The organism is Streptosporangium sp. NPDC006930, assembly GCF_040635605.1.
GTDB lineage: Bacteria > Actinomycetota > Actinomycetes > Streptosporangiales > Streptosporangiaceae > Streptosporangium.
Genome location: NZ_JBEYID010000004.1, coordinates 221,019 through 235,047 on the forward strand (window position 1 = coordinate 221,019; position 14,029 = coordinate 235,047).

The 14,029-nt window shown below is 72.4% G+C and carries 13 protein-coding genes; 3 read left to right on the forward strand and 10 right to left on the reverse strand.

Going from position 1 to position 14,029, the window contains the following annotated elements; all coding sequences use genetic code 11:
- The first annotated feature begins 12 nt into the window (after positions 1-12).
- Positions 13-1,338, forward strand: a complete 1,326-nt coding sequence (locus ABZ664_RS09655; protein ID WP_362505664.1) for a serine hydrolase — start codon at positions 13-15, stop codon at positions 1,336-1,338.
- A 260-nt stretch (positions 1,339-1,598) separates the two neighbouring features.
- Here ABZ664_RS09655 and menC read toward each other — a convergent pair whose 3' ends face one another.
- The 8 genes from menC to ABZ664_RS09695 form a co-directional block, all read right to left on the reverse strand.
- Positions 1,599-2,699: an o-succinylbenzoate synthase gene (gene menC, locus ABZ664_RS09660; protein WP_362505667.1), complete on the reverse strand. Its 1,101-nt coding sequence runs from the start codon at positions 2,697-2,699 to the stop codon at positions 1,599-1,601.
- 199 nt (positions 2,700-2,898) lie between these two features.
- Entirely contained in the window at positions 2,899-3,678 is a 780-nt protein-coding gene (locus tag ABZ664_RS09665; RefSeq protein ID WP_362505670.1) for a GNAT family N-acetyltransferase, read from the reverse strand.
- Positions 3,675-4,889 carry a M20 family metallopeptidase gene (locus ABZ664_RS09670; protein ID WP_362505673.1) on the reverse strand — a complete coding sequence of 405 codons (1,215 nt, stop codon included), beginning with the start codon at positions 4,887-4,889 and terminating at the stop codon, positions 3,675-3,677. Before ABZ664_RS09670 ends, ABZ664_RS09665 begins: the two co-directional genes overlap by 4 nt.
- Positions 4,886-5,017 (reverse strand): hypothetical protein, encoded by a 132-nt coding sequence (locus tag ABZ664_RS09675; protein ID WP_362505676.1) that lies wholly within the window; start codon positions 5,015-5,017, stop codon positions 4,886-4,888. Before ABZ664_RS09675 ends, ABZ664_RS09670 begins: the two co-directional genes overlap by 4 nt.
- Before the next feature lie 162 nt (positions 5,018-5,179).
- Positions 5,180-6,934, reverse strand: a complete 1,755-nt coding sequence (cydC, locus tag ABZ664_RS09680; protein ID WP_362505679.1) for a thiol reductant ABC exporter subunit CydC — start codon at positions 6,932-6,934, stop codon at positions 5,180-5,182.
- On the reverse strand, positions 6,931-8,709 hold the full coding sequence (gene cydD, locus ABZ664_RS09685; protein WP_362505682.1) for a thiol reductant ABC exporter subunit CydD: 1,779 nt from the start codon (positions 8,707-8,709) through the stop codon (positions 6,931-6,933). Before cydD ends, cydC begins: the two co-directional genes overlap by 4 nt.
- 16 nt (positions 8,710-8,725) lie before the next feature.
- On the reverse strand, positions 8,726-9,496 hold the full coding sequence (locus ABZ664_RS09690; protein ID WP_362505685.1) for a cytochrome d ubiquinol oxidase subunit II: 771 nt from the start codon (positions 9,494-9,496) through the stop codon (positions 8,726-8,728).
- An 11-nt stretch (positions 9,497-9,507) separates the two neighbouring features.
- Positions 9,508-10,692, reverse strand: a complete 1,185-nt coding sequence (locus ABZ664_RS09695) for a cytochrome ubiquinol oxidase subunit I (protein ID WP_362505688.1) — start codon at positions 10,690-10,692, stop codon at positions 9,508-9,510.
- A gap of 166 nt (positions 10,693-10,858) precedes the next feature.
- Between ABZ664_RS09695 and ABZ664_RS09700 the strand changes: the two genes are divergently transcribed.
- Positions 10,859-11,188: a helix-turn-helix transcriptional regulator gene (locus tag ABZ664_RS09700; RefSeq protein WP_362505691.1), complete on the forward strand. Its 330-nt coding sequence runs from the start codon at positions 10,859-10,861 to the stop codon at positions 11,186-11,188.
- An 18-nt stretch (positions 11,189-11,206) separates the two neighbouring features.
- On the opposite strand, the gene ABZ664_RS09705 is transcribed toward ABZ664_RS09700, so the two are convergent.
- Positions 11,207-11,893, reverse strand: a complete 687-nt coding sequence (locus ABZ664_RS09705) for a permease prefix domain 1-containing protein (RefSeq protein WP_362505694.1) — start codon at positions 11,891-11,893, stop codon at positions 11,207-11,209.
- 166 nt (positions 11,894-12,059) lie between these two features.
- Between ABZ664_RS09705 and ABZ664_RS09710 the strand changes: the two genes are divergently transcribed.
- Positions 12,060-12,896: an alpha/beta hydrolase gene (locus tag ABZ664_RS09710; protein WP_362505697.1), complete on the forward strand. Its 837-nt coding sequence runs from the start codon at positions 12,060-12,062 to the stop codon at positions 12,894-12,896.
- An 81-nt stretch (positions 12,897-12,977) separates the two neighbouring features.
- Here ABZ664_RS09710 and ABZ664_RS09715 read toward each other — a convergent pair whose 3' ends face one another.
- Complete coding sequence (locus tag ABZ664_RS09715; protein WP_362505700.1) at positions 12,978-14,027, reverse strand: pentapeptide repeat-containing protein; 1,050 nt, start codon at positions 14,025-14,027, stop codon at positions 12,978-12,980.
- Positions 14,028-14,029 lie beyond the last annotated feature (2 nt).

Consider the following 14,029-nt stretch of genomic DNA (forward strand, 5'->3'; position numbering starts at 1 on the left):
AAGGATCGTCGAATGGCTGGAGCAGTGGATCCCGGTCGCTGGCACGCCCGTCTCGCCGAGCTGATCACCGAGTACGAGGTGCCCGGCGCTGGCCTGGCCTTCCTGCACGAGGGGGAGGTGCACGAGTTCGCTGCGGGCGTGCTCAACGTGGAGACCGGGGTGGAGACGACCACCGACTCGCTCTTCCAGATCGGCTCGGTCACCAAGGTCTGGACCGCCACCCAGATCATGCTCCTCGTCGAGCGGGGCGCGCTCACGCTCGACGCCCCGGTCGCCGAGGTCCTGCCGGAGTTCCGGGTCGCCGACCCCGAGGTGACCAAGACCGTCACCATCCGGCACCTGCTCTCGCACACCTCCGGCATCGACGGGGACCTCTTCCTCGACACCGGCCGCGGCGACGACTGCGTCGAGAAGTACGTCGAGGCCTGTGCGAACCTCGCGCAGAACCACCCCCTGGGCGCCACCCAGTCATACTGCAACTCGGGTTTCATCATCGCCGGGCGCGTCATCGAACGTCTCACCGGCAAGGGATGGGACGCCGCGCTGCGCGAGCAGATCATCGAGCCGCTCGGCCTGAGCCACACCTGGACCCTGCCGGAGGACGTGCTGCGCTTCCGCGGCGCGATGGGCCACATCGACGGCGCGCCCGCCCCCGTCTGGGGCCTGATGCGCTCCTGCGGCCCGGCGGGGTTGATCTGCGCGCGTCCCGCCGACGTCGTGGCCTTCGCCCGCGCGCACCTGGGCACCGGCCTGCTCGCCGACCCGCGGGCGATGTGGGAGCCGCAGGTGGACATCCCCAACCCGTACACCCTGGGGAGGCAGTGGGGGCTGGGCTGGATCCTGGACGAGTGGCAGGGGCACCGGATCATCTCCCACGGCGGCAACACCATCGGCCAGGCGGCCATGCTCTGGGCCGTACCCGACAGCGAGACCGTGGTGTGCGCGCTGGCGAACGGCGGCCACACCGCCGCGTTCCATCACGCCCTCGCCACCGAGCTCTTCGGCCAACTGCTCGGCCTGGCCGTGCCGCCCGTGCTGGGACCGCCGGCCGCGCCGTTCGAGACCGACGTCGAGCGGTACGCCGGCGTGTACGAGCGGGCGGGCAGCCGGATGACGCTCACGATCCGCGGCGGCAGGCTCTCGCTGCACATCGAGGCCACCGGAGCCCTCGCCGGGCTGAAGCAGCCAATGGAGTTCGATCTCGTCGCGGTGGACGACGTCACCTTCGTCGGCCGCCCCGAAGGAGAGCCGCAGTGGCTGTCGGCGGTGTTCTACGAACTCCCCGACGGCTCGCCGTACATCCACCTGGGTGTGCGTGCCACACCCAAGATCGCCTGAGGAGCCGGAGTTCTGGACCGCGGCCCTCGTGATGCAGCTCGTCGACGAGGAACTGGTCGAGCTGGACCGGTGATACGCGAGAGCACCGGGCTCGCGGCCCCGGACTTCCCGGTCCCCGCCGGGACGCCGCAGGCCGTGGACCTCACGCCGTACCCCGGCAGATGCCGGGGGCCGACGCTCACCTACGAGGTGGGGGAGCCGGCCGCGGCGCGGGCCACGCGACCGGCTCCACCCGGGTTCTCGCCGAGGTGGGGAACGCTTCAGACGGTGATCCATTCGGTGGAGACGGTGACCTCGTCCAGGATCGCGGGGACGGGGTCGACACCGATGCCGGGCCCTGTGGGGACCTCCAGATGCCCTTCGTTCAGCTCGAAGGGGGCGGTGATGTCGGTGGCGTAGTAGCGGCGAGAGGCGGAGGTGTCGCCGGGCAGCGTGAAGCCGGGCATCGCGGCGAGGGCGAGGTTGGCCGCGCGACCGATCCCGGTCTCCAGCATGCCGCCGCACCACAGGGCGACGCCGTGGGCGCGGGCGAGGTCGTGGATGCGCCGCGCCTCGAGGTAGCCGCCGACGCGGCCGGGCTTGACGTTGATGATCGAGCAGGCGCCCAGGGTGATGGCGGCGGCTGCGTGTTCGGCCGACTCGATGGACTCGTCCAGGCAGATGGGGGTGGTGATCTTCGTGGCGAGGCGGGCGTGCTGGACCATGTCGTCGTTCGCGAGGGGCTGCTCGATGAGCAGCAGGCCGAAGTCGTCGAGCCTGGCCAGGTGGGGGGCGTCGGTGAGGGTGTAGGCGGCGTTGGCGTCGACCTGCAGGAGAAGATCGTCGCCGAAGCGTTCGCGGACGGCGCGGACGGGGGCGAGGTCCCAGCCGGGTTCGATCTTCAGTTTGATCCGGGCGTAACCCTCGTCGAGGTAACCGGTGACGGCGTCGAGGAGCCGGGGGACGGAGTCCATGATGCCGACCGACACTCCGCAGGGCACGCGGTCGGCTTCCGCGCCGAGGAAGGAGGCGAAGGACTCGCCGGAGGTGCGGAGCCGGGCGTCCAGGACGGCGGTCTCCAGGGCGGCCTTGGCCATGCGGTGGCCCTTGAAAGGGCGCAGGGCGCGGTTCACGCCGTGGGCGTCGACGTGGGCGGGCAGGGCGGGAATGAGGAAACGACGCAGGACGTCGGCGGCGCCGTCGACGTATTCGGGGGAGTAGAGGGGGTCGGACATGGCCACGCACTCGCCCCAGCCCTCTGCGTCGGGGGTGACGACGCGCAGGAGCAGGACGTCGCGTTCGGTCTCGGTGCCGAACGAGGTGCGGAAGGGGGCGACCAGCGGCATCCTGATCCGCCGCAGCTCGATTCCAGTGATCTTCATGACGGTGTGCGGCCTCCGCCGCGTCTCCCTCCTCTAGCGCCGCCGGTCAGGCGACCCGTTCCACGATGTCGCGCGGCTCGCGCCGCGTCCTTCTCCGAGCGCCCCACCGGACGTTCCCTGAGCGTCCGCCGCGAGCCTCGCAGATCGGGGCATTCAGCGGGTCCGCTCCACGGGGTGGCGGCCCTCGCGGTTAACCCGGTCACCCGGCCCGCTCCACGAGGTAGTCACCCTCGGCGGTGAACCCGGTCACCCGGGCGCCCTCTTCCATCAGTGAGCCAAGCACGTCGCGCACGGCGTGGCGCCATGACTTGGCCGCGCCGGGATCGGTGCGGCGCAGCGCCTCGATGTCGGCCGGTATCGCGACCAGCAGCATCCGGGCGTCGGTCCTTCCCGGGACCGGGCGGCCGTCGCGTTCGGCCAGGGCGGTCACCGCGTCCGGCGGGACCTTCGGCCGGTGCGGCTCGCCCCGTACGGCGGCGAGCACCCGCGGCTCGGTCAGCCGCCAGACGGTGAGCACCCGGTCGGACTCGTCGCCCGCGTTGATCGCGTCCTCCATCACGCCGTAGAAGGACGGCAGGTACTCCTCGGGACGGGCACCGAGCTTGACCAGGTTGAAGTGGGCGTTGCGGCGCACCAGCGGATCGTAGGTCCAGGTGATGCGATCCAGGCCCCGGTCGAGCGCCCAGCGGCGCTGGTGCGATTTGAGCGCGAATCCGATCCCGCGCCCGACGGCGGCGCCGGTGACGTGCGAGTGCAGCACCTGCCCGGCCGGGGCCGCGAAGAAGCCGACCGAGGCGCCTACCAGCCGATCGCCCTGGTAGGCGCCGGTGACGTAGTTGCCCGCGTGTGACAGCGCCCGCATGAGTTCGACGGTGATGGGCTCCCCGCCGGGATCGGGGTGCCAGATGCCGTCGAACAGCCGGAAGACCTCCTCCATCTCCTCGATGGAGCGCAGCTCGCGCAGTATCACGCCGTTCATCCGAGCGTCGCCCGGAGCAGGCCGGTCAGCAGCGCCGTACGACCGGGCATCTCGGCCACGACCACGTGCTCACCGTCGGCGTGGGCGCCGCCGCCCACCGCGCCCAGCCCGTCGAGGGTGGGACAGCCGGCTCCGGCGGTGTAGTTGCCGTCGGAGGCTCCGCCCACTCCGACACCGATGAGCGGGGCTAGCCCGAGGCCGGCGGCGATCCGCTGGGCGACGGCGAACAATCCGGCCGACGAGGCCTCCTCCAGGGGAGGGCGGTTCGGGCCACCTGTCACCTCCAGCCGGGTCCCGGCGAGCCGGGGGGACAGCGCCCTCATCAGCTCGTCCACCCGCTCCTGCGCGGCGAGAGTGGGCACCCGCACGTCCACCGACAGGCGGGCCAGCGCGGGCACGGTGTTGACCGTGGTCCCCGCCGACAGCACCGTGGGCGTGACGGTGATCCGGCCCAGGCCGCCGGGCCCGCCGTGCGGCGTCTCCGGTGCCGCGGAGCCCGGCCGCGGATCTGGGAGCAGGGGCAGCCCGCGCGTCGCGGCGGGCGACGTCTCCGCCGTCGTCACGACAGGGGGAGCACTGTTCACCCGATCGGCGATCCCGGTGACGGCGAGGATCTGATGGGCCAGCTCGATCCCCGCGTTCACCCCCTTCTCCGGCTCCAGGCCGGCGTGCGCGGCCGTTCCGCGCACCACGAGCTCGTAGACCGACGTTCCCTTGCGTGCCGTCTTGAGCGCTCCGCCGTCGGCGCTCGCCTCCAGCACGAACGCGGCCGCGAGGCCGCGTGCCGACTCCTCGATCAGCGCGCGTGAGGACGGTGAACCGACCTCCTCGTCGCCGGTGACCAGCACGCACACCCCGTCCGGCGAGGGCAGCGCGGCGAGCGCGTGAAACGCCTGCACCAGCCCGGCCTTCATGTCGAACACCCCGGGGCCCCGGGCGATCCCGCCGCTCACCGACCAGGGGCGCTCGGCGAGCGTCCCGAGCGGCCAGACCGTGTCGTGGTGGCCGACCAGCAGGACCCGAGGCGTGCCGAAGGTCCACCGCAGGTGGGTGACCCCGCCGATCACGATCGTCTCGGCGCGCGCGCCGAGCCTCCTGAACCCCTGGTCGGCGACCACCCGGGCGCTACGGGCCACCGCCTCGTGGTCGGCGGAGAACGACTCGCACGCGACGAGCTCCTCCAGGTCCTCGAGCATGACGTCCAGGTTCATCGCGCCCGTCCCAGCTCGGCGCGGAACAGCCGGTCCACGGTGTACTCGGCCAGGAAGGCGGTCAGGAAGTCGACGCAGACGACGCCGCCGGTCGCGGCGACGGCGCGGTGGTGGAGCTCAACGGACACGTGCCGGCCCTCCGATGCTTGGTTACCGCGACGGTACGACAGGTTGAGGGAGATGTAATTCGGCTGGTTTTCCTAAGAGTGGTGAATTGTTCATCCAATCGGTCAAGATCACTTGTTTCGCTCCGGTTGGAGAGGGGGGACGGGCGGCGGGGGAGCGAGATGTCACCGGCCGGCGGTGAGCGCCTCCGAGCGCCACAGGTCGCGGTAGTAGCCGGGAGAGGAGACCAGCTCCCGGTGGGTGCCCCGCTGCGTCACCGACCCGTTCTCCAGTACGACGATCTCGTCCACCCGCTCCAGCCCGCGCAGCCGGTGCGTGACGAGCAGCGTCGTGTGGCCGTGGGTGGCGTCCAGGAGGTCGGCCATGAGCGCGTCCGCCGTCGTCTCGTCCAGGGCCTCGGCGGGCTCGTCGAGCAGCAGCACCGGCGGGTCGTGCAACAGCGCCCGCGCCAGCGCCAGCCGCTGCAACTGGCCACCGGACACCGTACGCCCGTCCTCCCCGAGCGTCGCGTCCCAGCCGGTGCGCTCCACCCACCGGTCCAGGCGTGCCCGCCGCACCGCCTCGGCCAGCTCCTCCTCACCGGCCTCCGGGCCCGCGAGCCGCAGGTTGTCCCTCAGCGAGGTCTGGAACACGTACGGATCCTGCGTCAGCCCGGTCATCACCCGCCGCACGTCGTCGGACGCGAGCTCCCGGACGTCCACCCCGCCGACCCTGATCGTCCCCGACTCGGGCTCTACCAGGCGCATCAGGGCCGACAGCAGGGTGCTCTTGCCGGCACCGCTGGGGCCGACCAGGGCGACGCGCCTACCGGGGGTGAGGGTGAGGCTGACGCCGTCCAGGGCGGGGGCGAGACCGGCGTCGTGCCGGACCACCAGGTTCTCGATCTCGACGGTCGGCGGCCCGCCGGGGACAGGGACCGGGACGGACGGCTCGGTCACCGCCGGTGGGGTCGCGCCCACCTCCCGCAGGCGGCGCAGGGCGGCGAGCACCCCGGTCAGCCGCTCCCCGGCCGCGGCCATCGGCAGCACCGGCTCGAAGGACACCAGCGAGACCAGCGCGAGAACCGCGGTGGTCACCGCACCCGCCCCCGAGCTCCCCGCCAGCAGGACGACCGCCGTCACGGTCAGTCCCTGGGTGAGCATGCCCAGGGCCGAGGCCACCGCGTTCGCCCGTGCCTGCCTGCGCTCCAGCGCCGCCAGCCGGGCGTCGGTCTCGGCGGCGGCGGCGAGTGCCCGCTCGTCCGCCCCGTAGGCGGCGAGGTCGGCGGCCCCGTGCACCAGATCGGCGACCCGGGCGGCCAGGTCGGCCCGTGCCGGGGCGATCCGCGCCGACCAGCGCCGCGCGGCGGCGGCCGTGCCCGCGGGGATCAGCACCCCGGCCACCAGCAGCCCGGCGAGGAGCGCGAATGCCGCCACCGGGAGCAGGAACAGTCCGATCACCACCGCGGCCACGCCGGTGACCAGCGCCGCCAGCGCCGGGAGCAGGCAGCGTACGAGCAGGTCCTGTACCGCGTCGGTGTCGTCGACCATGCGGCTGAGCAGGTCGGCCCCCCGCTGCCTCGGCGATCCTCCGGGGATGAGCGCCCGGTAGAGCCGCTCCCTGGTCGTCGCCTGGGCCCGCAGCGCCACGTCGTGACCGGCCAGACGCTCTCCGTAGCGGAAGACGCCCTTGGTCGTCGCGAACGCCCTGACCCCGACGATCGCCACGCTCAGCGCCGCGAGCGGGGGCTGCTCGGCGGCCCTGGTGATGAGCCACGCGGCGGAGCCGATCAGCCCGAGCCCGGCCAGTTCGGCCGCCGCCCCCGCGGCCGCGGCGAGGGCGAGCCGCCCGCCGGACCGGTCGGCAGGTCGTCCGTCCGCCTGGCCCACCGTTCGCTCCCCGTCCATCCGGCCCGTCGGGATCTGGCTGACGTCGGTCACGAGGAGACCTCCTCTCGTGTTCCCGCCGGAGGTCTCTCCCCGGCCACCACGCGTCCGTCGGCGATCCGGATCACCCGGTCGGCCAGGTCGATCATCGCGGGCCGATGGGCGACGATCACGGCGGTGCGGCCCTCGGCGAGGTCGCGGGTCGCGTTCACGACCGCGCCCTCGCTGCGGCCGTCGAGCCGCGCGGTCGGCTCGTCCAGCAGGAGCAGGTCGGCCTCCGGGCGGCAGAACGCGCGGGCGAGCGCGACCCGCTGCCGCTGCCCGGCCGACAGGTTCGTCCCGCGCTCGCCGAGCACCGTGTCGTAGCCCTCGGGCAGTGCCAGGATGAACTCCTCCGCCTGCGCGGCCCGCGCCGCGGCCCTGACCTCGTCGATCGTCGCGCCGGGGGCACCGAGCCTGATGTTGTCGGCGACCGAGGTGGCGAAGAGGTGCGGGCGCTGGGGGACGAACGCCAGGCGCGCCCGCCAGGAGTCGTGGTCGCCGATCTCGGCGCCGTCGACGAGCACCCGGCCCTCGGTGGGGGTGACGAAGCCGAGCAGCAGGTGGAGCAGGGTGCTCTTGCCCGCGCCGCTCTCGCCGACCAGGGCCACCCGTTCGCCGGGGGCGATCACCAGCGACACGTCCCGCAGCGCGGCCTCCTCACGGTCCGGGTAGCGCACCGTGACATGCTCCAGCCGGATCTCCGGCGCGCTCCCCGCTCCGGACTCCGCTTCCGGCAGGGATTCCTCCGCCGTACGGGTTCCCGCCCGCCCGTCGCGCGCGGGCCCCATTGTCGAGACCGCCGAGACCGCCGAGACCGCCGAGGCTCCCGCGGCCCCCGTCGCCCTTGGGGCTTCCGCCTCGCCGTCCAGGACGGCGAACGCCTCGTCGGCGGCGGCGACGCCCTCCATCGCCGCGTGGAACCTGCCGCCCATGTTGCGCAGCGGCAGGTACGCCTCCGGCGCCAGGAGCAGGACCAGCAGCGCGGTCGACAGGTCCAGGGAGCCGGAAAGCAGCCGCAGGCCCACCGGGACGGCGACCAGGGCGAGCGACAGGGACGCGGCCAGCTCAAGGACGAGCGAGGACAGGAACGCCACCCGCAGCGTGCGCATCGTCGCGGCCCGGTGGGCGTCGGCCACCCGCCGGATCACCTCGGCCTGGTAGCGGGCCCTGCCGAAGGCCCGCAGGGTGGGAAGGCCCCTGACCACGTCCAGGAAGTGCCCGCCGAGGCGGGACAGGGCCTTCCACTGGCGCTCCGTCACGGCCTTGGTGTGCATGCCGACCAGTGCCCCGAAGATCGGGATGAGCGGCAGCGTGACCAGTACGATCACCGCGCTGGCCAGGTCGGCGGTGAACAGCCGGACGAGCACCGCGATCGGCACGACGCCCGCGACCGCCACCGCCGGCAGGTAGCCCGACAGGTAGGGGTCGAGGGCGTCCAGGCCCCGGCCGGTCAGGGTCACCAGCTCGCCCGAGCGCTGCGAGGCGGGCCTGACGGGGCCCAGATCCCGCAGCCGCGCCAGCAGGCGGTGCCGCAGGGCGGACTTCACCCCGGTGGTCATGCGCCCGGCGGCGATCCCCTGCCCCAGGGTGAGCAGCGCCCGGACGCCGACGACGAGCGCCAGCAGGATCAGGGCCGGGGTCGCGAACCGCCCGGACAGCACCCCGGCGAGCAGCTCCGCCTGGACGAGGACGAGCAGCCCGGTCAGGACGGCGGCGGCCAGGCACACGGCCAGGTGGCGGCGGACGGCCCGCTCGCCCAGTGCCAGCCGTACAAGATCCTTGTGCATGCCAACCCTAGAGAGCTCAGAAGAACGAAGGAACCCGATCGGAGGCGGCGCGCCCGGGACCGAACGTCCGCCATACCCATACTTGCGCACCCACCATGACCGGCGCGAAGGGCAGAATCATGACACTCAGCACATTCAGCGTCTCGGCGGGCGCCGTACGGTCGAGCAGCCAGGGGGCGAGTACGGCGAGCAGCACCGCGACGGGCGCCGCGGCGGCGCACGCGGAGAGCAGGAGCGCCCGTCCGGTGCGGCGCGCGCCGGTCACCTGTCCGGGCAGCCGCCACGAGGCGAACGTCCAGCCGTGGAAGGCGAGCAGCGCGGCGACCGCCAGCCCGCCGACCAGCCCCGGCAGGCTGATCGGGGACCCCGCCAGGCCGCCGGCCACCGCGACCAGGGCCATGCCCCAGCTCAGTGCCAGGCCGTACGAGCCGATGACGATCGCCCAGTCCCAGGTCGTCCGCCACGCGCTCCCGTCGGCGCGGCGGCGGAACCAGAGTCCGGCGTCGCGCACGATCCACGACACCAGCAGGGAGACCACCAGCGGGTAGAGGCCGAACAGCACATCTCCCTCGATCGAGGGGAAGACGCCGAACAGGACGCCCGCCACGGCCACCAGCCACACCTCGTTGGCGAGGACGAACGGCGCCATGGCGGCGACGATCTTGTCTCGGTCCCTCCTCGTCCTGCCGAGTACGGGTAACAGCATGCCCAGGCCGATGTCGAAGCCCTCCAGGGCGAAGTAGCCGATCAGCAGGAGGGCGAACACGCCGAGCCAGAGGATGTCCACGGTCTGTCTCCCTAGTGGCTGAGCGCGTGTGCGCGCTCGGTGGGGTCGGCCGGTGCGTCCGCGCCGAGGGTGGTGGCGGCGGGTCCGCGCCGTACGGTGCGGGCGATCAGCACGTAGTCGATCACCGCGAGCAGGGCGAGCACGCCGCCGAAGGCGATGAGCGAGACGGTGACCATCTGGGAGGTGAGGCCGGGGGACATGGCGTCGGCGACGGTCAGCCTCCCGTTGATCATCCAGGGCTGCCTGCCGGACTCCCTCGCCAGCCAGCCCAGGATCGCCGCCACGAACGGCAGCGGGGTGATCGCGATCAGCAGGGGGTGTGCCCAGCGCCAGCGCGGCAGCCAGTACACGGTCGGCGCCAGCACCAACATGATGAGGAACTGGAGCAGCTGGCCGATCGCGATCATGAAGCCGAGCGCCCACGCGGACAGGCCCCCGCCGTTGAACTTGTCCGGCTGGAACAGGGAGATCGGGCCGAACTGGGCGTAGCCGAAGCCGACCGTGATCAGCGAGCCGACGAGCGAGGTGATCACTCCCGTGCGGAGCGAGCTCGTGAAGAACTCCCGCTCGGCGGTGCGCCGGAACAACTGGTACGCGCTCGCCCCCATCAGCACGAAACCGCCGGCCCACAGACCGGCGCCGAGTACGTGCGGCAGCGCCATGGTCAGCATCGGGTTGGTGAGCAGCGCGCCGAAGTCGGTCAGGACGAGGTGACCGTCCCCTTCCACGGCTCCGGCGGGGTTCTGCAGGAACGAGTTGGCCACCATGATCCAGAAGGCGGACGCGTAGGCGGTCAGCGTCACCACCCAGATGCACGCCACGTGGAGCCATTTCGGTAGCCGGTGCCAGCCGAAGATCCACAGTCCGAGGAAGGTGGACTCCAGAAAGAACGCGCCGAGCGTCTCGATCGCGAGCGGCGCGCCGAAGACGTCCCCGGCGTAGTGCGAGAGGCCGCTCCAGTTCATGCCGAACTGGAACTCCATCACCAGCCCGGTGAGGATGCCGAGCGCGTAGTTGATCACGTAGATCTGGCCCCAGAAGCGGGTCGCCCTTTCGTGGACCGGCTTGCCGGTGATGGCGTAGCGGGTGTGCATGATCGCGATCAGGGGGGCCAGGCCCAGGGTCAGCACGACGAACAGGAAGTGGAGGCTTCCTGTCACGGCGAACTGCGTCCGGGCCAGGTCGAGCACGTCCACGGACTCACCTCCATTGTTGTGTCTGTCTACCTATAGGCATGCTACATGTAGAACGTCTACATGTAGCATGCCTATACGAGAGGTAGGCTGACGACGTGAGCCAGCGAAGTGAACGAACCGCCGGGTGTGGTGAGACGGGATCCGTCCGGCGGGCGGAGGTGACCGGATGAACACCGACGCGCTCCGCGGTCACATGGACGCCCTGCTGCTCTCCGTGCTCGAGCACGAGCCGCTGCACGGCTACGCGATCATCGAGGCGCTTCAGGCGCGCAGCGGCGGCGCGCTGAACGTGCCGACGGGCACGGTCTACCCGGCGCTGCGGCGGCTGGAGCAGGCCGGATACCTGGCCAGCGAGTGGGCCACGGTGGGCGGGCGCAGGAGGCGCACCTACCGGCTCACCTCCTCGGGGCGCACGGCCCTCGCCGGCGAGCGCTCCGCCTGGCGGGAGTTCGCCGGGGTGATCGGCAGCGTCCTGGAACCGCGCACCACCCGCTGACGCCCTCCTGAGCCGCCCTCAGGCGGTCACGGGGACGGGCCCGCGCCGGGTGATGCTCAGGCAGCGGGAGGCGCAGTACAGCTGTGCGAGCCAGAACACGTAGCTCATCAGCGACGCGACGATCCCCGGCGGATAGTCGCCGAACCCGGCCGGGCCGCGTGAGCCGAACATCAACGCCCCGCACAGCACGAGCATGACCGGCAGCATGGCCCAGACGAACACGGCCAGGGCCCGGGTGACGAGCCGGGGCCGCCTGATCCTGCGCAGCCCTCTGCCCAGCGAGAACAACGCGACCCCGCCGATCACGCCGGTGAGCATCTGGAGCAGGTCCACGCTACGGGCGACCGGGACGAACCAGTCCGGCATGGCCTCGTACGCCGGGGCGGCGGGAAAGATCTTCCAGATCACGCTCCACATGACCGTGGTGAGCGGCACGGTGACGAACAGCAGGGCGGCGAGCCTCCGGCCCGCCGAGTTGGACAGCTCCTCCTGGTAGCCGGGCGCGATCTCGCGGATCGCCCCGAACTCCTCGACCGCGGCCCGCTCGGCCTCCTCACGCCTCAGGCCCTCGCTCTCCAGTGCCTCGGCGGTGTCGAGCAGGCTGTCGCGCGCCTCGGCGATCATGTCGAGCTTCGGTCTCCGAGGACCCCTGAGAGCGCGGCTGAGCCCGGTCACGTAGTCCTCGATGACCCCGGTGCCTGCCATGTGCTCTCCAGTCGCCCGATTTCCATCCAGGGTACGCGTCTCCCATCCTGGTCTTCCGTTCGGAACCCGCGCATCGGGGAGGCCCCTGAGAAGACCCCGAGCCGGCCCAGATCCACCTGCGAATACGCTCGAACCCAGCGGCACCGGTGGGAGGGAGGGGCCCGTCGTGAGGACCAAGGATCTTGAGGTGCGCGAGGGCACGCTGGCGGGTGGCCTGCCGTACTACGCCTTCGGCGATGGCACGCCGCTCGTCGTACTGCGCTGGTTCACCCCCGCCCACACCAACCCGACCGGACTGGTGCGCGGCCTGGAACTGCGGGTGCTGGCCCCGCTGGCACGCCACTTCCGGCTGTACGCCGTCGGCCGCGCCCCCGGCATGGCCCAGGGAACCACCATGGCCGACATCGCCGCCCGCCACGCCGATGCCCTGCACGCGCGGTTCGGCGGGCCCGTCGACGTGATGGGCCTGTCGTCGGGAGGCTCGGTGGCGCTGCAGCTGGCGGCCGACCGTCCGGACGCGGTCCGCGCGCTGGTCGTGGCGGGGGCGGCCTGCAGGCTCACGCCGCGCGTCAGGCGGCTCCAGCGCCGTTACACCGAGGCGGTCGCCGCCGGGCGGCGCGGCCTGCAGCACCAGGCGGTCACGACCGTCGCCTCGCCCGCGGGGCAGGCCCTCGCCGGGGTACTGCTGTGGCTGCTGGATCCGCTGGCACGCCCCGACGACCCTCGCGACATGCTCGCCTTCGCCCACGCCGAGGAGAGGTTCGACCTGACCGGCCGTCTCGCCGACATCGCCGCCCCCACCCTGGTCATCGGCGGCGAGAGAGATCTGGACTACCCGGTCGAGCTCTTCAGGCGGACCGCCGAGGGGGTCTGCGACGGTCGCCTGATCACCTATCCGGGCCTCGGCCACCTGGGAGCCTTCCGCAGCGGGCGGTTCGCGGAAGACGTCACGGCCTTCCTGACGGGAACCGGCCCGGGTGAGAGCACCCGCACGACCTCCTGACCGCCACGGCTCCCCGCCCTTTCCCGCCCCCGGCTCGCACGGCCGGACCCCCGATGGGCCGTCCGGCCGCACGAAAAGCTCTCACCCGTGGTCGGGGGAGCGCCACAGGGACCACCAGCGCGTCCCGCGCGGGACGACGGCGAGCGCGCAGCCGCTCATCCTGAGTCCTTCCGGGTGGCGGATGCCGGTGAAGAGGCAGGTGCTGAGATCCAGGTCGGCGAGTTCCAGCTCCTCGGCGTCCACCTCGTGCAGCGAGGTCACCCTGGCGCCGTCCCGGCCCCTTACCGTGGCGGGGCCGCGCAGGGTCGCCCCCTCCAGGTCGGCCTCGGCGTCGTCGAGCCGGACGTTCAACCGCCCGCCCACCTCCAGGCGCCGCAGGTCCACCGAGCACCCGCCCGTGGTCACGTCGAGTCCCTTGCCCGCCCACGCCCCGGCGAGGGTGAGGTGGCGGCCGACCGAGATCGGGGCCAGGTAGCCGCCCGCAGAGAAACGCGCGCCGTCGAACCCGGCCAGCCCGCCGAAGCTCGTCTTGCGGAAGGACACCGTACGGCGGAACCTGCACCCTCGCAGGGTCGCGTCGCCCGCGAAGCCGGTGCCGTCGAAGGTGACGAAGCCATGGAAGTCGGCGCACTCGAAGGACGCGGTCCGGTCGAAGAGGGCGGCACCGAACAGGGCGTCACCGTCGATGGAGACCCGGTCGAAGGCCGCGTGCCCGGTGACGGCGACACCGTGCAGGGACAACCCCCGGTCGAACCTCGCCTCTCTGAAGGAGGCGTTGCGTGCGAAACGGGCGTTGAAGAACGAGGCGAGACGCCGGAAGTGCGCGTGGTCGAAGGAGACGTCCCCGCCGAACGTGATGTCGCCGAACCGTACGCTCTCGGGAAAGGTCGCCCAGTCGAACCGGGCCCTGCCCAGGCGCCCTCGGGTGGCGGTGAGGATCCGCTCCAGCAGGTCCCTGCCGACGACGGTGGCCCGCAGGTCGACGGCGGAACCGGGGGAGAGGCCGCGGACAACCTCGTCGAGCTCGGCGGTGTCCAGATGTGCCAGGCATCGCCCGTACGGTTGCCGCGCGGATCCGGCGCACTCGGGGGAGGCGGCGCAGGTGACCCAACCCACGTCCAGAGTTCTCATAA

Bases quoted from the DNA above. Each gene is read 5' to 3' on its own strand.
- ABZ664_RS09655 (WP_362505664.1), top strand. From the start codon at position 13: ATGGCTGGAGCAGTGGATCCCGGTCGCTGGCACGCCCGTCTCGCCGAG.
- menC (WP_362505667.1), bottom strand. From the start codon at position 2,699: ATGAAGATCACTGGAATCGAGCTGCGGCGGATCAGGATGCCGCTGGTC.
- ABZ664_RS09665 (WP_362505670.1), bottom strand. From the start codon at position 3,678: ATGAACGGCGTGATACTGCGCGAGCTGCGCTCCATCGAGGAGATGGAG.
- ABZ664_RS09670 (WP_362505673.1), bottom strand. From the start codon at position 4,889: ATGAACCTGGACGTCATGCTCGAGGACCTGGAGGAGCTCGTCGCGTGC.
- cydD (WP_362505682.1), bottom strand. From the start codon at position 8,709: ATGCACAAGGATCTTGTACGGCTGGCACTGGGCGAGCGGGCCGTCCGC.
- ABZ664_RS09700 (WP_362505691.1), top strand. From the start codon at position 10,859: ATGAACACCGACGCGCTCCGCGGTCACATGGACGCCCTGCTGCTCTCC.
- ABZ664_RS09705 (WP_362505694.1), bottom strand. From the start codon at position 11,893: ATGGCAGGCACCGGGGTCATCGAGGACTACGTGACCGGGCTCAGCCGC.
- ABZ664_RS09715 (WP_362505700.1), bottom strand. From the start codon at position 14,027: ATGAGAACTCTGGACGTGGGTTGGGTCACCTGCGCCGCCTCCCCCGAG.